Annotated in this window: 16 protein-coding genes and 1 pseudogene; 2 read left to right on the top strand and 15 right to left on the bottom strand. The window is 69.8% G+C overall.

What is annotated here, in order from left to right:
- The first annotated feature begins 197 nt into the window (after positions 1–197).
- Positions 198–2,891: an aconitate hydratase AcnA gene (gene acnA / locus RUMESO_RS08155; RefSeq protein ID WP_037279532.1), complete on the top strand. Its 2,694-nt coding sequence runs from the start codon at positions 198–200 to the stop codon at positions 2,889–2,891.
- A 39-nt stretch (positions 2,892–2,930) separates the two neighbouring features.
- Here acnA and RUMESO_RS08150 read toward each other — a convergent pair whose 3' ends face one another.
- The 10 genes and pseudogenes from RUMESO_RS08150 to yajC all read right to left on the bottom strand — a co-directional run bounded on the left by RUMESO_RS08150 (position 2,931) and on the right by yajC (position 9,937).
- Positions 2,931–3,758, bottom strand: coding sequence for a c-type cytochrome (locus RUMESO_RS08150; protein ID WP_037279531.1), 828 nt, complete (start codon positions 3,756–3,758; stop codon positions 2,931–2,933).
- Positions 3,759–3,824: 66 nt separating this feature from the next.
- Positions 3,825–4,376 carry a DsbE family thiol:disulfide interchange protein gene (locus RUMESO_RS08145; RefSeq protein WP_037279530.1) on the bottom strand — a complete coding sequence of 184 codons (552 nt, stop codon included), beginning with the start codon at positions 4,374–4,376 and terminating at the stop codon, positions 3,825–3,827.
- Entirely contained in the window at positions 4,369–4,521 is a 153-nt protein-coding gene (ccmD, locus tag RUMESO_RS08140) for a heme exporter protein CcmD (protein ID WP_055725559.1), read from the bottom strand. Before ccmD ends, RUMESO_RS08145 begins: the two co-directional genes overlap by 8 nt.
- Entirely contained in the window at positions 4,518–5,252 is a 735-nt protein-coding gene (locus RUMESO_RS08135) for a heme ABC transporter permease (protein ID WP_037279529.1), read from the bottom strand. Before RUMESO_RS08135 ends, ccmD begins: the two co-directional genes overlap by 4 nt.
- 42 nt (positions 5,253–5,294) lie before the next feature.
- A complete protein-coding gene (ccmB, locus tag RUMESO_RS08130; protein WP_037279527.1) occupies positions 5,295–5,951 on the bottom strand; it encodes a heme exporter protein CcmB in 657 nt (218 codons plus the stop codon).
- Positions 5,952–6,030: 79 nt separating this feature from the next.
- Positions 6,031–6,651, bottom strand: a complete 621-nt coding sequence (ccmA, locus tag RUMESO_RS27015) for a heme ABC exporter ATP-binding protein CcmA (protein ID WP_037279525.1) — start codon at positions 6,649–6,651, stop codon at positions 6,031–6,033.
- Positions 6,648–6,977, bottom strand: coding sequence for an Mth938-like domain-containing protein (locus RUMESO_RS27010; protein WP_342670747.1), 330 nt, complete (start codon positions 6,975–6,977; stop codon positions 6,648–6,650). Before RUMESO_RS27010 ends, ccmA begins: the two co-directional genes overlap by 4 nt.
- A gap of 31 nt (positions 6,978–7,008) precedes the next feature.
- A pseudogene (gene secF / locus RUMESO_RS08115) lies at positions 7,009–7,979 on the bottom strand (protein translocase subunit SecF).
- 9 nt (positions 7,980–7,988) lie between these two features.
- Positions 7,989–9,650 carry a protein translocase subunit SecD gene (secD, locus tag RUMESO_RS08110; protein ID WP_037279523.1) on the bottom strand — a complete coding sequence of 554 codons (1,662 nt, stop codon included), beginning with the start codon at positions 9,648–9,650 and terminating at the stop codon, positions 7,989–7,991.
- A complete protein-coding gene (gene yajC, locus RUMESO_RS08105; RefSeq protein ID WP_037279521.1) occupies positions 9,647–9,937 on the bottom strand; it encodes a preprotein translocase subunit YajC in 291 nt (96 codons plus the stop codon). Before yajC ends, secD begins: the two co-directional genes overlap by 4 nt.
- Positions 9,938–10,131: 194 nt before the next feature.
- Between yajC and serS the strand changes: the two genes are divergently transcribed.
- Positions 10,132–11,424, top strand: coding sequence for a serine--tRNA ligase (gene serS, locus RUMESO_RS08100; protein ID WP_037279519.1), 1,293 nt, complete (start codon positions 10,132–10,134; stop codon positions 11,422–11,424).
- Here the strand turns inward: serS and RUMESO_RS08095 are convergent.
- From RUMESO_RS08095 to RUMESO_RS08075, 5 genes are all read right to left on the bottom strand, one after another.
- The gene (locus RUMESO_RS08095; protein WP_051521130.1) at positions 11,399–12,634 is read right to left on the bottom strand and encodes a DUF2235 domain-containing protein; all 1,236 of its coding nucleotides are present in this window, start codon (positions 12,632–12,634) and stop codon (positions 11,399–11,401) included. The genes serS and RUMESO_RS08095 overlap by 26 nt on opposite strands.
- Before the next feature lie 127 nt (positions 12,635–12,761).
- Positions 12,762–14,240 carry a ribosome biogenesis GTPase Der gene (gene der / locus RUMESO_RS08090; RefSeq protein ID WP_037279517.1) on the bottom strand — a complete coding sequence of 493 codons (1,479 nt, stop codon included), beginning with the start codon at positions 14,238–14,240 and terminating at the stop codon, positions 12,762–12,764.
- Between the two features lie 9 nt (positions 14,241–14,249).
- The gene (locus RUMESO_RS08085) at positions 14,250–15,545 is read right to left on the bottom strand and encodes a PQQ-like beta-propeller repeat protein (protein ID WP_037279515.1); all 1,296 of its coding nucleotides are present in this window, start codon (positions 15,543–15,545) and stop codon (positions 14,250–14,252) included.
- A gap of 2 nt (positions 15,546–15,547) precedes the next feature.
- Positions 15,548–16,228 (bottom strand): tetratricopeptide repeat protein, encoded by a 681-nt coding sequence (locus RUMESO_RS08080; RefSeq protein ID WP_037279513.1) that lies wholly within the window; start codon positions 16,226–16,228, stop codon positions 15,548–15,550.
- 103 nt (positions 16,229–16,331) lie between these two features.
- Positions 16,332–17,537, bottom strand: coding sequence for a multidrug effflux MFS transporter (locus RUMESO_RS08075; RefSeq protein WP_037279511.1), 1,206 nt, complete (start codon positions 17,535–17,537; stop codon positions 16,332–16,334).
- Positions 17,538–17,694: the final 157 nt, after the last annotated feature.

Below are 17,694 nucleotides of genomic sequence, written 5' to 3'. Positions count from 1 at the left end.
CGTGACTCCGGGCTTACGGGAGCCCCTCACGCCGCGCCAATCAATGAATTGCGAGAGGCCGCGCCGCAAGCCTCCTCGCCTCGCGCGGTGCGGCCTGCCAGCCCTGGGAGAGGGCTTTCCCTCCTTTGTGTGCAATGGTATACAAACCGCCGACCACGGCCCCCATATGGGGACGGGACACCAGAAGGATTAGCCAGATGCCCATCCAAGCAGGCCACGACAGCGCCGGCGTGCGTCGCACGCTGACCGTCGGGGGACGTGACTACGCCTATTTCTCGATCCCCGCCGCCGAGGAGGCCGGCCTGGGCCAGTTCGCCCGCCTGCCCGCCGCGCTGAAGGTCGTGCTCGAGAACCTGCTGCGATTCGAGGATGGGGGCTTCTCGGTGTCGCTGGACGACATCAAGGCCTTCGGGGACTGGGCCGCAAATGGCGGGCGCGCGGACCGCGAGATCAACTACCGCCCCGCCCGCGTGCTGATGCAGGACTTCACGGGCGTGCCGGCGGTCGTGGACCTCGCCGCGATGCGCGACGGGATCATCGGGCTGGGCGGCGACGCGCAGAAGATCAACCCGCTGAATCCCGTGGACCTCGTGATCGACCACTCGGTCATGATCGACGAGTTCGGCAACCCCCGCGCCTTCCAGATGAACGTGGAGCGGGAATACGAGCGCAACATCGAGCGCTACCAGTTCCTCAAGTGGGGCCAGACCGCATTCCGCAACTTCCGCGTGGTGCCGCCGGGGACGGGCATCTGCCACCAGGTGAACCTCGAGTACCTCGCGCAGGTCGTCTGGACCGACACCGACCAGACCGGGGCCGAGGTCGCCTATCCCGACACGCTGGTGGGCACCGACTCGCACACGACCATGGTCAACGGCGCGGCGGTCCTGGGCTGGGGCGTGGGCGGAATCGAGGCCGAGGCGGCGATGCTGGGGCAGCCGGTCTCCATGCTCATCCCCGAGGTCGTGGGCTTCAAGCTGACGGGCCGGCTGCGCGAGGGAACGACGGCCACGGACCTCGTGCTGAAGGTGGTGCAGATGCTCCGCCAGCACGGCGTGGTCGGCAAGTTCGTGGAGTTCTACGGCGAGGGGCTCGACCACCTGCCGCTCGCCGACCGGGCGACCATCGGGAACATGGCGCCGGAATACGGCGCGACCTGCGGCTTCTTCCCCATCGACCAGGAGACGCTGCGCTACCTGCACATGACCGGCCGGGACGAGGCGCGGATCGCCCTCGTCGAGGCCTATGCCAAGGAGAACGGCTTCTGGCGCGGCGCGGACTACGAGCCGATCTACAGCTCGACCCTGCACCTCGACATGGGCGAGGTCGTGCCCGCCGTCTCGGGCCCGAAGCGTCCGCAGGACCACACGCCGCTGACCCAGTCCTCCGAGAGCTTCTTCAAGGTGGTGAGCGACTACCGCAAGGGCGTTCCCCACAAGACCGGCATCAAGGTCGCGGGCGAGGACTACACGATCTCGGACGGCGCAGTGGTGATCGCCTCGATCACCTCCTGCACCAACACGTCGAACCCCTACGTCATGATCGGCGCGGGGCTGGTGGCGCGGAAGGCGCGGCAGCTCGGCCTGACCCGCAAGCCCTGGGTCAAGACCTCGCTCGCGCCCGGGTCGCAGGTGGTATCCGCGTATCTGGAGGCCGCCGGGCTCCAGGAGGACCTCGACGCGATCGGCTTCAATCTCGTGGGCTATGGCTGCACGACCTGCATCGGCAACTCCGGGCCGCTCCAGCCCGAGATCAGCCAGGCGATCAACGAGAACGACCTCGTCGCCGTGTCGGTGCTCTCGGGCAACCGCAACTTCGAGGGGCGCATCTCACCCGATGTGCGGGCGAACTATCTCGCCTCGCCGCCGCTCGTGGTGGTCTATGCGCTGGCCGGGGACATGGACTGCGACATCGCGAATGGCGTGATCGCCACGGCGCCGGACGGGCGGGACGTGTATCTGAAGGACCTCTGGCCCACCCAGGCCGAGATCGCCGAGCTGGTGGAGCGGACCGTCACGCGCGAGGCGTTCCAGTCCAAGTACGCCGACGTCTTCAAGGGCGACGAGCGCTGGCAGGCCGTCGCCGTCTCGGGCGGGGAGACCTACGACTGGCCGCCCTCCTCGACCTACATCCAGAACCCGCCCTACTTCAAAGGCATGGGGCGCGAAAAGGGCTCGATCGGCAACATCCTCCAGGCGCGGACCCTCGCCATCCTGGGCGACATGGTGACGACCGACCACATCTCGCCCGCCGGCTCCTTCAAGGAGACGACGCCCGCCGGCCGCTACCTCGTAGAGCGGCAGGTCCCGGTGCGGGAGTTCAACTCCTACGGAAGCCGTCGCGGCAACCACGAGGTGATGATGCGCGGCACCTTCGCCAACATCCGCATCAAGAACGAGATGCTGGACGGCGTGGAGGGCGGCTACACGCTCGGCCCCGACGGCAAGCAGACCTCGATCTACGACGCGGCGATGGCCTACCAGTCGCAGGGCACCCCCCTGGTGATCTTCGCCGGACAGGAATACGGCGCGGGGTCGTCGCGGGACTGGGCGGCCAAGGGGACCGCGCTGCTGGGCGTCAAGGCGGTCATCGCCGAGAGCTTCGAGCGCATCCACCGCTCGAACCTCGTGGGCATGGGGGTCATTCCCTTCGAGTTCACGGAAGGAATGACCCGCAAGACCTTGGGCCTGAAGGGCGACGAGAAGGTCTCCATCGGCGGCCTCGACACCGTGACGCCCCGGATGCTGGTCCCGGCGATCATCGAATACGCGGACGGCTCTAGGCGCGACGTCACGCTCCGCTGCCGGATCGATACCGCCGTGGAGATCGAGTACATCCAGAATGGCGGCGTGCTGCACTACGTGCTGCGCAACCTCGCCAAGGCGGCCTGAGGCCGCGAGCGGGCGCCCTTTCCCAGGGCGCCCCTTCCATCATCCGGCCGGCGGCTCGGGAAGCTGGCGCAGGTATAGGATGATCGCGGCGAGGTCGTCGTCGGTCATCTTCGCGAAATGGGCATAGGGCATCGGCGGGTTCATCGGCGTGCCGGTCGGACGCTGCCCGTGCCGGATCATTCCGTCGAGGTCGGCGTCCGTCAGGTGCTCCAGCGCCGCGCCATAGATGGGCGGCGCCACCACCACGCCCCAGGGTCCCTTGAACTCCATCCCTCCGCCACCCGTGCGCGTGTCGGTCTCCGGTCCCTGTGGACCCATGGGCGAGTGGCACTCGACGCAATGCGCGATGGGGCCTGCGAGGTATTCGCCGTATTCGACCGTCACGCCGGCCGGGATGGCCTCCACATGGTCCACCGGCGGGCCGTAGTTCGGGGGCAGCGGGATGTTGTAGGTGCTCTCGCCCGGATCATTCTCCACGGCCGGGACCTGCCGCAGATACATCACCACGCTCATCACGTCATCGTCCGAAAGGCGGCGGTAGAGGTGGATCGGCATGGGCGGCCCGATGACCCGCTCGTTCGGCCGGATGCCCTCGCGGATCGCGCGGGCCAGCTCCTCGTCCGACCAGTTGGCGACATCCCCGGCGGGCGTGATGTTGGGCGCGATGGCGGTGTAGAGATCGTTCTGCTCCACGATCCGACCCGAGAGCTCCTGCCCGGCGACCTCGCCGGTCGGCCCCAGCGGCGTGTGGCAGTTGCCGCAGCCCATCGGCCCTTCGACGAGGTAGGTCCCCCGTTCGAGCGAGGGCTCCGCCCAAGCGCCCCCGGCGGCGAGCGCCAGAAGCCCCGTGCCCAACACGATCCTCATGTCATCCTCCCTGTTGCGTTTTCAGGAGGATACCACGATTCCGGCGCAATTCGCCGCTCCAAAAGGTCAGTTCGCGGATGCACCCGCCGCTTCGAGCGCGGGGCGGAGACGGCGTTGCAGCGCGTCCTCGGTCAGCGGCTCGGCGAGGCGGGCGACGACCTTGCCATCGCCATCGACCACGAAGGTCTCGGGCACGCCGTAGATGCCCCAGTTCACCGCCGTGCGCCCGTCGGGGTCCGTCCCCGTCGCCTCGTAGGGGTTGCCCACGTCCTGCAGGAACCCCGCCGCCTTGGCGGGATCGTCCTTGTAGGCGATTCCGTAGATCGGGATCCCCTCGCCCGCCAGCGCCAGGAGCTGCGGCGCCTCGACCCGGCAGGGGGCGCACCACGAGGCGAAGAAGTTCACGAGCTTGACGTTCCCATCCGCCAGCACCGCCGGGTCGAGCGCCGGGAGGCCGGGGAGCGTCCCCTCCGGCAAGGTCGGGGCGGCCTGGCCCACCAGCGCCGAGGGAAGCTGCTGCTGCCCGGCGTCCCTCGTGTACATGGCCGAGGCGAAGAGGCCGGCCAGCGCCGCGAAGATCACCGGCGGGATCAGGACGAAGGGCGAGATCCTAGCCATCGCGACCCCTCTCGACGCGCTCCATCTCGGCCTTGACGCGCCGGTAGCGACGCCAGCTCCAGCCGGAGAGGCCGACGAGGAGGGCGAGGCTCACGCCATAGGCCGAGAGGACCTCGGACGCATATTTCCCGAGCTCCAGGGTCATGCGGCGGCCCTCTGCGCCTGGCGCTCCAGGGCGCGGAGACGGCGGAGGCGGATCTCCGTGCCGGTGCGCATCAGGACGAGCGCGACGAAGAGAAGGATGAACCCGGCGATGCAGACGACGAGGGGAACCCAGAACACGTCCGCGATGTGCTGCTCGGAGTCCATCGACAGCGTCGCGCCCTGGTGGAGGCCCTGGTTCCAGAAATACACGGCGTAACGGGACAGGAGCGCGAAGACCGAGCCGACGAGACAGAGAACCGAGGTCAGGTCCGCCGCCTGGTCCGGGTCCGGGATCGCCTCCCAGAGCGCGACGTAGCCCAGGTAGAAGAGGAACAGGATCAGGAAGGACGTGAGGCGCGGGTCCCAGGCCCACCACGTGCCCCACATCGGCTGCCCCCAGACCGCGCCGGTCCAGAGCGCGATCAGCGTCATCACCATGCCCACGGGCGCGGCGGCCTTGGCGGCGAGCGCACTGACGTGGTGGCGGCGGATCAGCCAGATCAGCGAGGCCACCAGCATCATGATCCAGCCGTTGATGGCGATCATGGCCGAGGGGACGTGGAGGTAGATGATCTTGACGGTCGAGCCGAAGCGGTCCGCGTCGGGCGTCAGGAAGAAGCCCCAGATCAGGCCGACGACGATGCACAGGATCGCCCCCCCGAAGGCCCAGGGGATCACCGGGGCCGTCGTGGCGATGAACTTCTTGGGGTTGGCGTATTCCCAGATCGACATTGGGCTTCAATAGTCACTGAGGCCCTTCGTCTCAATGCCCGATCAGCGGAGGTTGATCCTCAGGACCGCCCCTGCGGCGAAGGGCAGCAGGGCCAGCGCGCCGAGCGTGATCCCCGCCAGCATCAGGAGCGGCGTGGCGACCTCCAGCCCCATGGCGCCGCGCCGCGCGGCTTCGGCCCCGAAGATGAGGGTCGGGACATAAAGCGGCAGGACGAGAAGGGACAGGAGCAGCCCGCCGCGCTTGATCCCCACCGTGAGCGCCGCCCCGAAGGTGCCGATCACCGACAGCGCCGGGGTGCCGAGGGCGAGCGTCAGCACGAGCCAGGGGAAGGACGCGCCTTCGAGATTCAGGAGGATGCCCAGCGGCGCGGCGGCCAGCGTGAGCGGCAGGCCGGTGGTAAGCCAGTGGGCCACGGCCTTGGCCAGCGCGACGGCCTCCAGGGGAAGCGGCGAGGTGGCGATGAGCGGCAGCGCCCCGTCCTCGTGGTCGAGCGCGAACTGGCGATCGAGCGACAGGAGCGTGGCCAGGAGCGCGCCGACCCAGAGCACGCCCGGCCCGATGCGGGACAAGGTGTCGGCCTCGGGTCCCACGGCGAAGGGGACGAGGACGGTGACGATCAGGAAGAAGGCCAGCGAGAGGCCGAAGCCGCCGCCGGCGCGAACGGCGAGGCGCAGGTCGCGGAGGAGGAGGGCCTTCATGGAGTCACCCGTGAGGGGGGCTCTGTCCCCACCCCCTTCGGGGGCTCCCCCGGGATATTTGTGGCCAGAAGAATGACCATCAGAGAAAAGCCGCGTCGCTCCCCTGCCCCGCGACCATTGGGTCGGCGCGGAAGCGGGAGAGATCGAATTCGGGCGCGTCGAGGCCGAGCGGCACATGGGTGGCGATCACCGCGAGGCCGCCCGAGGCGAGATGCCTCTCGCGCAGCCATCCGGCGAAGCGCGCGACCGAGGCGGCGTCGAGCGATACCGTGGGCTCGTCGAGGAGCAGGATCGGACGCCCGATCACCCCAAGCCTCGCGAGGCCCAGGCGGCGGGACTGGCCGGCGGAGAGCGTTCCGGCCGGACGATGCGCGAGGCTCCGCAGATCGAAGTCGTCGAGCACCCCCTCGGCCCAGGGCCGCGCGTAGAGGTCCGCCCAGAACCGCAGGTTCTCCCGGACGGAGAGGGTCGCCTTGATGCCATCGGCGTGGCTCGCATAGGCCGCGCTTTCGGGCGGCATCTCCACGCGCCCCGCGAGAGGCGGCGCGAGTCCGGCCAGCACCCGCAGGAGCGTCGTCTTGCCCGCCCCGTTGGGCCCACGCAGGACCAGCGCCTGCCCCGGCTCGACCGTGAAGGACAGTCCGTCGAGGACTGGCACCCCACCCCGGGCAACCGAAAGACCCTCGACCCTGAGGCTCACACCGGGAACAGCGCGATGCCGACGCGCCGCCCCTCCGAGAGGAGCACGTTGTAGGTGCGGCAGGCGGCGGGCGTGGGCATGGGCTCCACGCCGAGGCCCACATCGTTCGTCACGGCGCGGAAGCCCGGAGGCAGGTAGGCCATCTCGGCCCCCGTGCCGACGAAGAGCACGTCGAGCCGCTTCGCCTCGGCGAGGATCAGCGCCGTGTCCTCCCAGCCGCCCCAGGCGCGCACCCCCGAGTCGGGCAGGATCAGGAGCGGCCCCCGGATGACCTCCCCGCCCACGCGGAAGAAGCCCGGCCCGTAGCTGTCCACGGGGCAGGGCATCGGGAAAGCGCATCTCGTTGAGCTGCATGACCTAGGCGTCGATGTCCGCGAACTCGTTGCGCGAGGCCTTCTTGGCCTTCTCGCCACGCGGCAGCCCGATCCAGAGGACGATGTTCTTGGCCACGTAGACCGAGGAGTAGGTCCCCACGAAGACGCCGAAGGTCATCGCGAAGATGAAGCCCCGGATCACGTCGCCCCCGAAGATGAGGAGAGGGATCAGCGCCAGCAGCGTCGTGCCCGAGGTGACCAGCGTCCGCCCCAGCGTCTCGTTGACCGAGAGGTTCATCACGTCCCGGAGCGGCATCGTCTTGTACTTCAGAAGGTTCTCCCGCAGCCGGTCGAACACCACCACCGTATCGTTGACCGAGTAGCCGAGGATGGTCAGCAGCGCCGCCACGATGGTCAGGTCGAACTTGAGCTGGAAGAGCGAGAAGATACCCGCCGTGACGATCACGTCATGGAGCAGCGCCACGATGGTGCCGAGCGAGTACTGCCACTCGAACCGCATCCAGATGTAGAGCCCGATGCCGAGGCAGGCGCCCGCGACCGAGAGGAACGCCGTCCTGATGAGCTCGCCGGAAACCTTGGGACCGACCGATTCGACCGCCGGGAAGGTGACCTGCTGGTCCACGCCGCGCAGCGCGTCCTCGACCTGCGCGATGGTGTCCTGCGTCACCGCCTCCTGCCCTTCCTGGGCCGCGATGCGGACCTGGGCCACGTGCTGGTCCGCCGCGAAGGTCGGGTCGAAGACCTCGGTGATCGTCACGTCGCCGAGCCCCAGCCCTTCGAGCGCCTGCCGGTAGGCGCCCACGTCGACGGGTTGGCTCGATTCGGTGCGGATGGTGGTGCCGCCCTTGAAGTCGATGCCGAAGTTGAACCCCAGCGTCAGGAAGCACACGAATGACGCCGCGATCAGGAAGGCCGACAGGCCGAACGTGATCCACTGGAGGCGGAAGAAGTCGATGTTGGTCTTTACGACGCGAGCCGCAGTCGCCAAGCCATTTCGGGGCCTCACACGGTGATGGTCTTGGGTCTGGCCCGGTTGAACCAGAGCGTGACGAGCACGCGCGACACGAAGACGCCCGTGAGCATGGTGGTCACCACGCCCATCGCGAGCGTGACGGCGAAGCCGCGCACCGTGCCGGTGCCGACGAAGAACATGATGGCCGCGACGATGAAGGTCGTGACGTTGGCGTCGAGGATCGCGGAGTGGGCCTTGGCGAAGCCTTCCTGGATCGCCTTCACCGGGCTCGCGCCGCGCCGCAGCTCCTCGCGCATCCGCTCGTAGATGAGGACGTTGGCGTCCACCGCCTGGCCCATGGTGAGCACGATGCCGGCGATGCCGGGCAGCGTCAGCGTCGCCCCCAGGATCGACAGGAGCGCGAAGATCATCACGATGTTGATGGCCAGCGCGACCACGGCGATGAAGCCGAAGAAGCCGTAGGAGGCAATCATGAACAGGACCACCAGCACGGCCGCCGCATAGGCCGCGTTCTTCCCCGCCTGGATCGAGTCGGCGCCGAGCTCGGGCCCGATGGTCCGCTGCTCGAGGATGTTGAGCTTGGCCGGCAGGGCGCCCGCCCGCAGCAGCACGGCGAGGTTGGTCGACTCCTCGGTGGTGAAGCTGCCGGTGATGATGCCCGAGCCGCCGGGGATGGCGCTCTGGATCGTCGGGGCCGAGATCACCTCGTTGTCGAGGACGATGGCGAAGGGCTCGCCGATGTGCTGGCCGGTGTATTCGCCGAAGGCGCGGGCGCCGGTCGGGTCGAACTGGAAGCTGACGGCGGGCCGCCCGTTCTGGTCGAACGACGGCTGCGAGTTGGTCAGGTCCTCGCCCGTCACCACGGGCGCGCGCTCGAGGATGTAGTAGGTCCCCGGCTGCTCGGAGGAGGGGACGAGGACGTTGCCCGTGCCGGGGTCGGCGTTCGGGTTGGAGGTGATGTTCACCACCGGGTTGAACGTCAGTTGCGCCGTGGTGCCGATGAGGTCGATGACCTCCTGCGCCGACTTGGCGCCCGGCACCTGAACCAGGATACGGTCGTTGCCCTGCCGCAGGATCGTGGGCTCGCGGGTGCCGGCCTCGTCAATGCGGCGGCGCACGATCTCGAGCGCCTGGTCCACGGTGCGCGAGTCGGTCGCGGCCTTCTCGGCGTCGGAGAGCTGGACGGTGACGACGTCGCCGTTGGCCGTGGCCTCGATGTCCGAGGTGCCGCCCCCCGTGAGCGAGGCGACGGGCTGGGCCATGCCGCGGATGATCTCCAGCGCGCGCGCCACGCCGTCGGGGTTCGAGACCCGGACGCGCAGTTCGGTCGCCGGGCCGTCCTCGCGGGTGACGAAGCCCACGGTGTCCCGCTCGGCCGCGAGCGCGTCGCGCAGGGTGGGCCAGAGCGAATCCATGCGCGAGGCGTAGACGTCCGCGACCTGCACCTCGGCCAGGAGGTGCGCGCCGCCCCGAAGGTCGAGACCGAGGTTGATGAGGCGCGACGGCAGCCAGGACGGCCATTCAGAGGCCTGACCCTCGAGCTCGGCCGAGGTGATGCCGCCCTCGATGGAGCCGCGGGCGTCGTTCGCCTGCTCCACGCGGGTGTAGAACAGGTTCGGCATCGCGAAGAGGATGGCGGCGACGACGACCGCCGCCACCATCAGGCGTTGCCAGAGGGGGATGAAGATCATGAGGGGGCTTTCGCCGGTTCGGTCTTGCTGACCACGCTTTGGATGGTGCTGCGGACGACGCGCACGTTGACGCCGGGGGCGATCTCGACCTCGACCTCGTTCTCGTTGTCCTTGACCCGGGTGACGCGCCCCACGATCCCGCCGGAGGTCACGACCTGGTCGCCCCGGCGCAGGGCGGAGACGAGGGCCTGATGCTCCTTGAGCTTCCTCTGCTGCGGACGGATCAGCAGGAAGTACATGATGAGAAAGACGAGGATCAGGGGGACGAGGGAAGCGATGCCTTCCATGGCGGTCCTTCTTGGCGGACGGAGGGGAGCCCCCCGAAAAGTCGCGGCAACATATGTGCGAGCCCCCCGCTTGTCCACCGCACCACAGCGTGAGGAGAGCGGAAGCGTGTGCGGCCCTTCCGCGCGGACGGGGGATGGGGCATAGGGAGCGCGCCGTTCACGCGATCTTAACTTCTTTCTGCGAAAGTGGGCCCATGCACGACATCCGCGCCATACGGGAGAACCCGGCCGCCTTCGACGCCGCCCTCGCCCGGCGGGGGCTGCCCCCGGCCTCGCCCGCGATAATTGCGCTCGATGAGGAGCGGCGCGCCCGCATCACCGCCGCCGAGACCGCCACGGCGGAACAGAACCGCGCCTCCAAGGAGGTCGGCGCCGCCAAGGCCCGCGGCGACGACGCGGAGTTCACGCGCCTCAGGTCGCTGGTCGCCGAGAAGAAGGCCGAGGTCGCGCGCCTCACCGAGGAAGCGAAGCTCAAGGACGCCGAGCTCTTCGACGTGCTTCTGGGGATCCCGAACCTCCCCTACCCGGACGTGCCGGACGGGCAGGACGAGACGGACAACCTCGAGGTCAACCGTTGGGGCAGTCCGCGCAGCTTCGCCTTCCAACCGCTTGAGCATTACGACATTCCCGCCGCCAAGGCCGGCATGGACTTCGAATCCGCCGCCAAGCTCTCGGGCAGCCGCTTCGTCGTGCTGAAGGGTGCGATGGCCCGGCTCCAGCGGGCGCTTGCGCAGTTCATGCTCGACCTCCACGTCGAGGAGCACGGCCTACAGGAGACCTGGACCCCTGTCCTCGTGAAGCCCGAGATGATGATGGGCACCGGCCAGCTCCCCAAGTTCGCGGAGGATTCCTTTGCGACGACGAACGGCTGGTGGCTCGTTCCCACCGCCGAGGTGACGCTGACCAACCTCGTCAACGGCGAGGTCGTGGACGAATCGACTCTCCCGCGCCGCTACGTCGCCCATACGCAATGCTTCCGCTCCGAGGCGGGGAGCGCCGGGCGCGACACCTCGGGGATGCTCCGCCAGCACCAGTTCGAGAAGGTCGAGATGGTCTCGGTGACCCGCCCCGAGGATTCGGACGAGGAGCACCGCCGCATGACCCGCTGCGCCGAGGCGGTCCTGGAGCGGCTGGGCCTGCCCTACCGCACCGTCGTCCTCTGCGCCGGCGACATGGGCGCGGGCGCGCGACGGACGCACGACCTTGAGGTCTGGCTGCCCGGTCAGGACCGCTACCGCGAGATCAGCAGCGTGAGCACCTGCGGCGACTACCAGGCCCGCCGGATGAACGCGCGCTACCGCCCCCAGGGCGGCGGCAAGCCGGAGTTCGTCCACACGTTGAACGGCTCGGGCCTGGCCGTCGGCCGAACGCTGATCGCCGTGCTGGAGAACGGGCAGGAGGAGGATGGCTCCGTGACGCTGCCCGAGGCGCTGCGGCCCTACCTCAAGGGGGCGACGCGCATCACGCCGACGGGGGAGCTGGCCTGAGGCCTTTCGGGGCGCGGAACGCCTGCATCACCTTGGACAGCGTCGGCGGGTCGTAGTCCGCGAAGGTGGCGATCCGCTCACGCGCGGCCTCGGACACGACGGTGGGGTCGTCCGGCCCGTCGCGGTCCGCGAGTTGCCAGAGCCGCCCGAAACCCGCTGTGCCGCGGGTGAGCAGCGGGTCGCGGATGTTCCTCGACCGGGAGACCTCCGACATGAACGGGGGGTCCAGGGCGAGCCCGGCCTTGGCGGCGCCGGCCGCGATCCAGGCCAAGGCATAGGAGGACAAACCCAGCGTCGCATTCCCTCCGCCGACGGCGCCGTGGTCGCCGGGGAACCAGGCCTGCTGGTAGGGCAACTGGTCCGCCAATGCCCCGGACAGGTCCGCATCCGCCGACAGGCCCCGGGTCCTGAGGTCGGGCGACTTGCGGTTCAGCTCGGCCAGGTTGGTCCAGAGCGTCGGCGCGAAGGACAACCGCCGCTCGTCTACCGCGACCGCATGGCGCGCGCGGCGCACCATCGAGCTGAGATCGGTGTCGTGGAAGTTGTAGCGCCGGTTGAAGAGCGGCGCCGTGGTGAAGTATCCCGGAACCCCGAGCGCGCCCACGGTATCCCAGACCCCGAGATAGGCGAGCTGCACGAGGCGATCGGGCACGAAGAGGCCGTTCTCCGCGCGCCAGTCGATCTCGTAAGCGCTCGTCGGCGAGAGCGGGGCATAGGTCGCGCGCCACTTCAGGAACTCGGGGCGGTCCGGCACCGACCGCTTGCGGCCCTTCTCGTCGCGCCCGGGATCGTCCGTGATGCGGCGACGGTAGAGATCCATGGCCTCGGACACCCGGTCCGCGTGCTTCGGCGACATCAGCCCCGCCCGCCGGATCAGGCCCACGAGCGAGCGAGCCGTGTAGGCCCCGCGCGAGAAGCCGAAGACATAGACCTCGTCGTTCGGCTCGTAGACCTCCATCAGCTTGCGGTAGGCGGTCTCGATGTTGAGGTCGAGGCCCCAGCCGAAGGCCCCGCCCGTCCATTTGTCGAACTGCTTGGTGAGCTCGTCCGAGCCACGCCCGACCCCCACGCCGGGGAAGTAGAAGCCCTGCTGCGAGACCCCGTCCGGCGCCTTCGCGACAATGGCCTGGGCCAGTCGCCAGACATTCGACGGATGCTCCGAGTCGTTCCGAAGCCAGGTGCCGTCGCAGAAGATCGCGATGCGCTTCATGCTCGAAATGTCGCCCAGAAGTGCCGTAGCGTCAATCGGTTCCTGCCCGGCGCCGATGAACCAGGGTCTCCGTGGGATGAAGGGTCCGACATTAGGGCGGGGAGCGGTCCGGCCCCCGGCGGCATCCCTATCCCTTCAGGTGCTTGTCGAGCGCTGTGGGCTGCTTGGCCTTGCGACCCTTGAACGGGTTCTTCGACCCGCTGTCGCGCAGCACCAGCCGGATCGGCGTGCCGTCGAGGTCGAAGGCGTTGCGCAGCCCGTTGACCAGATACCGCTCATAGCTCGCCGGCACGTCCTCGGGATGGGTGGACATGACCACGAAGGCGGGCGGACGCGTCTTCACCTGCGTCATGTAGCGCATCTTGATCCGCCGGCCGCCCGGGGCCGGTGGCGGGTGCGCCTCAGTCATGCCGAGGAGCCAGCGGTTGAGCTGGGCCGTGGAAACCCGCCGGTTCCAGACCTCGTGCGCCTTGACGATGGCCGCGTGCAGCCGGTCGAGCCCCCGCCCCGTCCGGGCCGAGACCGTCACCAGCGGCGCTCCCCGGAGTTGCGGCAGCAGCCTCTCGAACGCTTCCTTGAGCGCCTGGAGACGCGCCTCGCGGTCGGGGACGAGGTCCCACTTGTTCACCGCGACCACCACCGCCCGCCCCTCGCGCTCGGCGAGGTCGGCGATCCGCAGGTCCTGCTGCTCGAAGGGCGTCTCGGCGTCGAGGAGCACCACCACCACCTCGGCGAAGCGCACGGCACGCAACCCGTCCGAAACCGAGAGCTTCTCCAGCTTGTCGGTGATCCGGGCGCGCTTCCTCATCCCGGCGGTGTCGAAGACGCGGACCGGCGTCCCCTCCCAGGTCGTCGGGATCGAGATGGCGTCGCGCGTGATGCCCGCCTCGGGCCCGGTCAGGAGGCGTTCCTCCCCGATGATCCGGTTGATGAGGGTGCTCTTCCCGGCATTCGGGCGTCCCACCACCGCGATCTGGAGCGGGCGCCTCTCGGTCGGGCGCCAGTCCTCGGACGGCGCCTCCTCGTCCTCCTCCGTCTCCTCGCCGGACCAACCGAGGTCCACGTCGGTCTCGGGCGCCTGCTCGGCGGTGTTTCGATCCTCCGCCTCGAACTCCTCGGCCAGCGGCATCAGGACGCCGAGCAGGTCCTCCATCCCCTCCCCGTGCTCGCCCGAGAGGCGGATCGGCTCGCCGAGGCCGAGGCCGAAGGCCTCGATCCAGCCCCCTTCGCCCGCCTTCCCCTCGGCCTTGTTGGCGGCGAGGATGACATGGGCGTTCTTGCGCCGCAGGATATCGGCGAAGACCTCGTCGGTCGGCGTCACCCCTTGGCGCGCGTCGATCAGGAAGAGGCAGACGTCGGCCTCCTCCACCGCCCTCTCGGTCAGGCGCCGCATCCGCCCCTGGAGCGAGTCGTCGTTGGCGTCCTCGAGCCCCGCGCTGTCGATCACCGTGAAGCGGAGAGGCCCGAGCCGGGCCTGCCCCTCGCGCAGGTCGCGCGTGACGCCCGGCTGGTCGTCCACCAGCGCGAGCTTCCTCCCCACGAGGCGGTTGAACAGGGTCGACTTGCCCACGTTGGGACGGCCGACGATGGCAAGCCTAAAGGTCATCCAAAGCCCTCAGCGGAAGGCGTTCAGACGCCCGTCCTCGGTCACGATGTAGAGCGTCGAGCCCGCCACGACAGGGGCCGAGGCGGCGCCCGAAGCCAGCGCCACCGCGCCCAGCACCACGCCGGCGGTCGGATCGAACTGGAGGAGCTGGCCATCCGAGGAGGCGACGATCAGCCGCCCGCCCGCGAGCACCGGCCCGTAGAAGGCCGTGACGCCGCGCTTGTGCTCGGCCTGCGGGAGCCGGACGCGCCAGATCACGCCCCCTGTCGCGGCCTCCACGCGAAGGAGCTCGCCCAGGTCGTTGACGAGGAAAATGGAATCGGCCGCCGGGGCCACGGGGGATTGCGTCCCCTCAGGGATCGACCAGAGCGTATCGCCGTTCTCGATGTCGAGGGCGGCGGTGCGGCCGGAGAAGGTTCCGACATAGACGGTGGAGCCGTCGAGGACCGGGTCGCCGCCGATGTCGGTCGCGGCATAGGCCGCGGCCGAGCCCTGCCGGTTGCCGGCGACCACGGTCGTCCAGCGGACGAGGCCGCCCTGCGGGAAGACGCCGCGCACCTCGCCCGAGGGATGCGGCAGCACGACGATGTCGCCACGCGCCGCCACCCCGGCGCCTCCGGCCCAGGTCGCGGTCGAGGGCAGGCCCTCCACCTCCCAGCGGACGCGGCCCATCGCCGCATCGAGAGCCCAGGCCCGGCTGTCGCGCCCCACGATGAGCACGGTGTCGCCCAGTATGGTGGGCGAGGAGGAACCCGGCGCTTCGAGGTCCTGCGTCCAGATCGGCTCGCCGGTCGCGGCGGAGAGCGCCGTCAGGCGGCCGTAGCCGGTGCTCACGTAGACCACCGACCCATCGGTCGAGAGGCCCCCGCCCGAGGCGTCGGTCACGGCGGCGTCCGGCGGCAGGACCGGCCGACGCCAGAGGAGCTGCCCGCCGGTGGAGAAGGCGCTCACCGTCGCGCGGGCGTCGAGCGTGAAGATGCGACCACCGGCCACGACCGGCTCGGCCGTGATGCGGGCGCCCCGGCTGTCCCCCTCGCCGATGGGCACGGCGAAGGCCAGAGCCAGCGCCCCCGGCAGCGCGACATGGCCCGGATCGTGGTCCGGCCCGCCGCCCCGATGCGTCCAGTCCGCGTTCGCGACCGGCGCGGGCAGCGCGATCCCGCGCGGAGCGGCAACCGGCTCCGGGTTGGAGAAGGTGCCGGCACGCAGCGGATAGCGCGTGCCGGTCAGGATGACGTCCCGCGGCCCGCCGCAGCCCGCGAGGAGGAGCGCGGCCAGGAAGGTCAGTCGAAGCGGCGAGGCCATGGTCACTCCCCGGCCGTCGCGGCGACGGGCTCGGCCGAGGGCAGGTCCTCCAGCGGGACGCCCAGGGCGGTCAGCAGCGCCTCGACCCGACCCCGCTGGTTGGGGGTGACCTCCGCGTCCTGGCGGATCGATTCGAGCGTCGCCACCGCGTCGTCGCGCTTGTCCTGCGCGAGATCGAGGAGCGCGATCTGCTCCTGCGCGAGGAGGCTGAAGGGTGCGCCGGGGGCCGCGAGGGCCTCGAGCGCGGCGCGGTCGGCGTCGGGCCCGAGCGCCATCTGCGCCTTGAGCGAGGCGAGGTCGCGATAGAGCGGCGGCACGTTCGGGTCCGAGGCCAGCGCGTTCAGCGTCTCGGCCGCGGCCTGCACGTCGCTATTCCCGCTCTGCTCCCCTGCGAGGAGGAGGGCGGCGATCGTCCCCTCGTCACCCGTGCGCGGCAGGGCGGAGAGGGCGTTCACCCGGTCCTCGGCGCTTTGGGTCTCGACGGCGGAGAGGATGGCCTCGCCACGCGCCTCGGCGGCCGCCTCGCGGCGGGCGTCCCGCCACTGGGTGAGGGCGGCGGCCCCGACGATCAGCAGGATGACGAGGCCCAGCAGCCAGCCCCAGCGGCGGAACCAGAGGTTGATCCGGTCGCGGCGCAGGGCCTCCGCCACCTCGTCGATGAAGCTGTCGTTGGTGTTGGCCACCGCGGTCCCCCTATGGCCCTTGGTCTAGGGTCGCGCCGTGGGCGGTCCCGAAGTCCCGCCCGTCATAGCCCGCGAACGGAGGGGCTGCCAAGCCCCCCGCCCCCTACTCCGCTGCCGCCGGAGCCAGTTGGATCCCCCGCCGCAGCACTCCGAGGCCGATGACCAGCGCCGCGATGGCGCAGAAGCAGATCGTCGCGACCATGGGCAGCGCCGTCCCGTCGAAGAAGGGCGCCGTGGCGGCGACGAGGACGCTCCCCGTGACCATCTGGAGCGTGCCCCCCAGCGACGAGGCCAGCCCCGCGATGTCGCCGTGCTCCTCGAGCGCCATGACGAAGGTCACCGGCATGACGAGGCCCAGGAAGGCGTTGCCCACGAAGAGGCAGGCCATGAGGACCGGCAGCGTTCCCGTCCCGGCGAGGGTCAGGACCAGCATCGCGACGGTGGCCGCCGCGAAGCCCCAGAGCGCGATCCGCATCATGCGCACCATGCCGAAGCGGAAGCCGAGCGGCGCCGCCGCCTGCGAGGCCGCGAAGAAGCCGAGCGCGTTGAGCGCGAAGGCCAGGGAGAACTGCGTGGGGCTCAGGCCGAAGGTCTCGGTGTAGACGAAGGAGGCCGAGGCGATGAAGACGAAGAAGCTCCCGAAGCCGAAGGCGCCGACCATGGTCAGGCCCATGAAGCCCACCGAGCCCAGGAGCCTCCGGCAGCCCGAGGCCATGGAGCGGAGGTTCACCGGCACCCGGTCCTTCCGGGCCAGCGTCTCGGGCAGGGCGAAGAGCGTGACGAGGAGGCTCATGGCCGCCACGAGGAGCAGGACCACGAAGACCAGCCGCCAGCCCCCGAACTGGAGCACCAGCGACCCCGCGAGGGGCGCCAGCATCGGCGAGACCGAGATGACCAGCATCACCATGGCCATCAGCCGCGTGGCCTCCAGCCCCGTGTAGCGGTCCCGCACGATGGCGCGCGGCACGACCCCCACCGCCGCCCCGCCGATCCCCTGGACGAATCGCGCCGCCACGAGCCAGCCGATCGTGGGCGCCAGCGCGCAGCCGACCGCACCCACCGCGAAGATCAGGATGCCGAGGATCAGCGGCAGCTTCCGCCCATAGGCGTCCGCCATCGGCCCCCAGAGGAACTGCGAGACCCCGAAGGCGAGGAAATAGAGCGTGATCGTCATCTGCACGTCGGTCTCGGTCACGCCGAGGCCCTCGGCGATCTGCGGCAGCGCCGGGAGGTACATGTCGATCGAGAATGGCCCGATGGCCGACAGGAGACCCAGGACCAAAGCGGTCCGGAAAAGGGAGGAATGCATGAAATGCCCCCTTGAAATTAGCGTGAACGGAATGTGAACAGGCCGCCTCACTACGCCCTCGCGACATCGTTGGCAAGCCCGAAGTGACGCGAAGGTCAGGCCGGCTGCCGACTGCGTCCCTCAGGCATTGCGAGGTCGGCCCCTGCGATGCGGGCGG

This window comes from Rubellimicrobium mesophilum DSM 19309 (assembly GCF_000600335.2).
In the GTDB taxonomy this organism is placed as follows: domain Bacteria; phylum Pseudomonadota; class Alphaproteobacteria; order Rhodobacterales; family Rhodobacteraceae; genus Rubellimicrobium; species Rubellimicrobium mesophilum.
The sequence above is the reverse complement of the archived record's forward strand: the minus strand, read 5'-3'. Positions and strand labels throughout refer to the sequence as shown.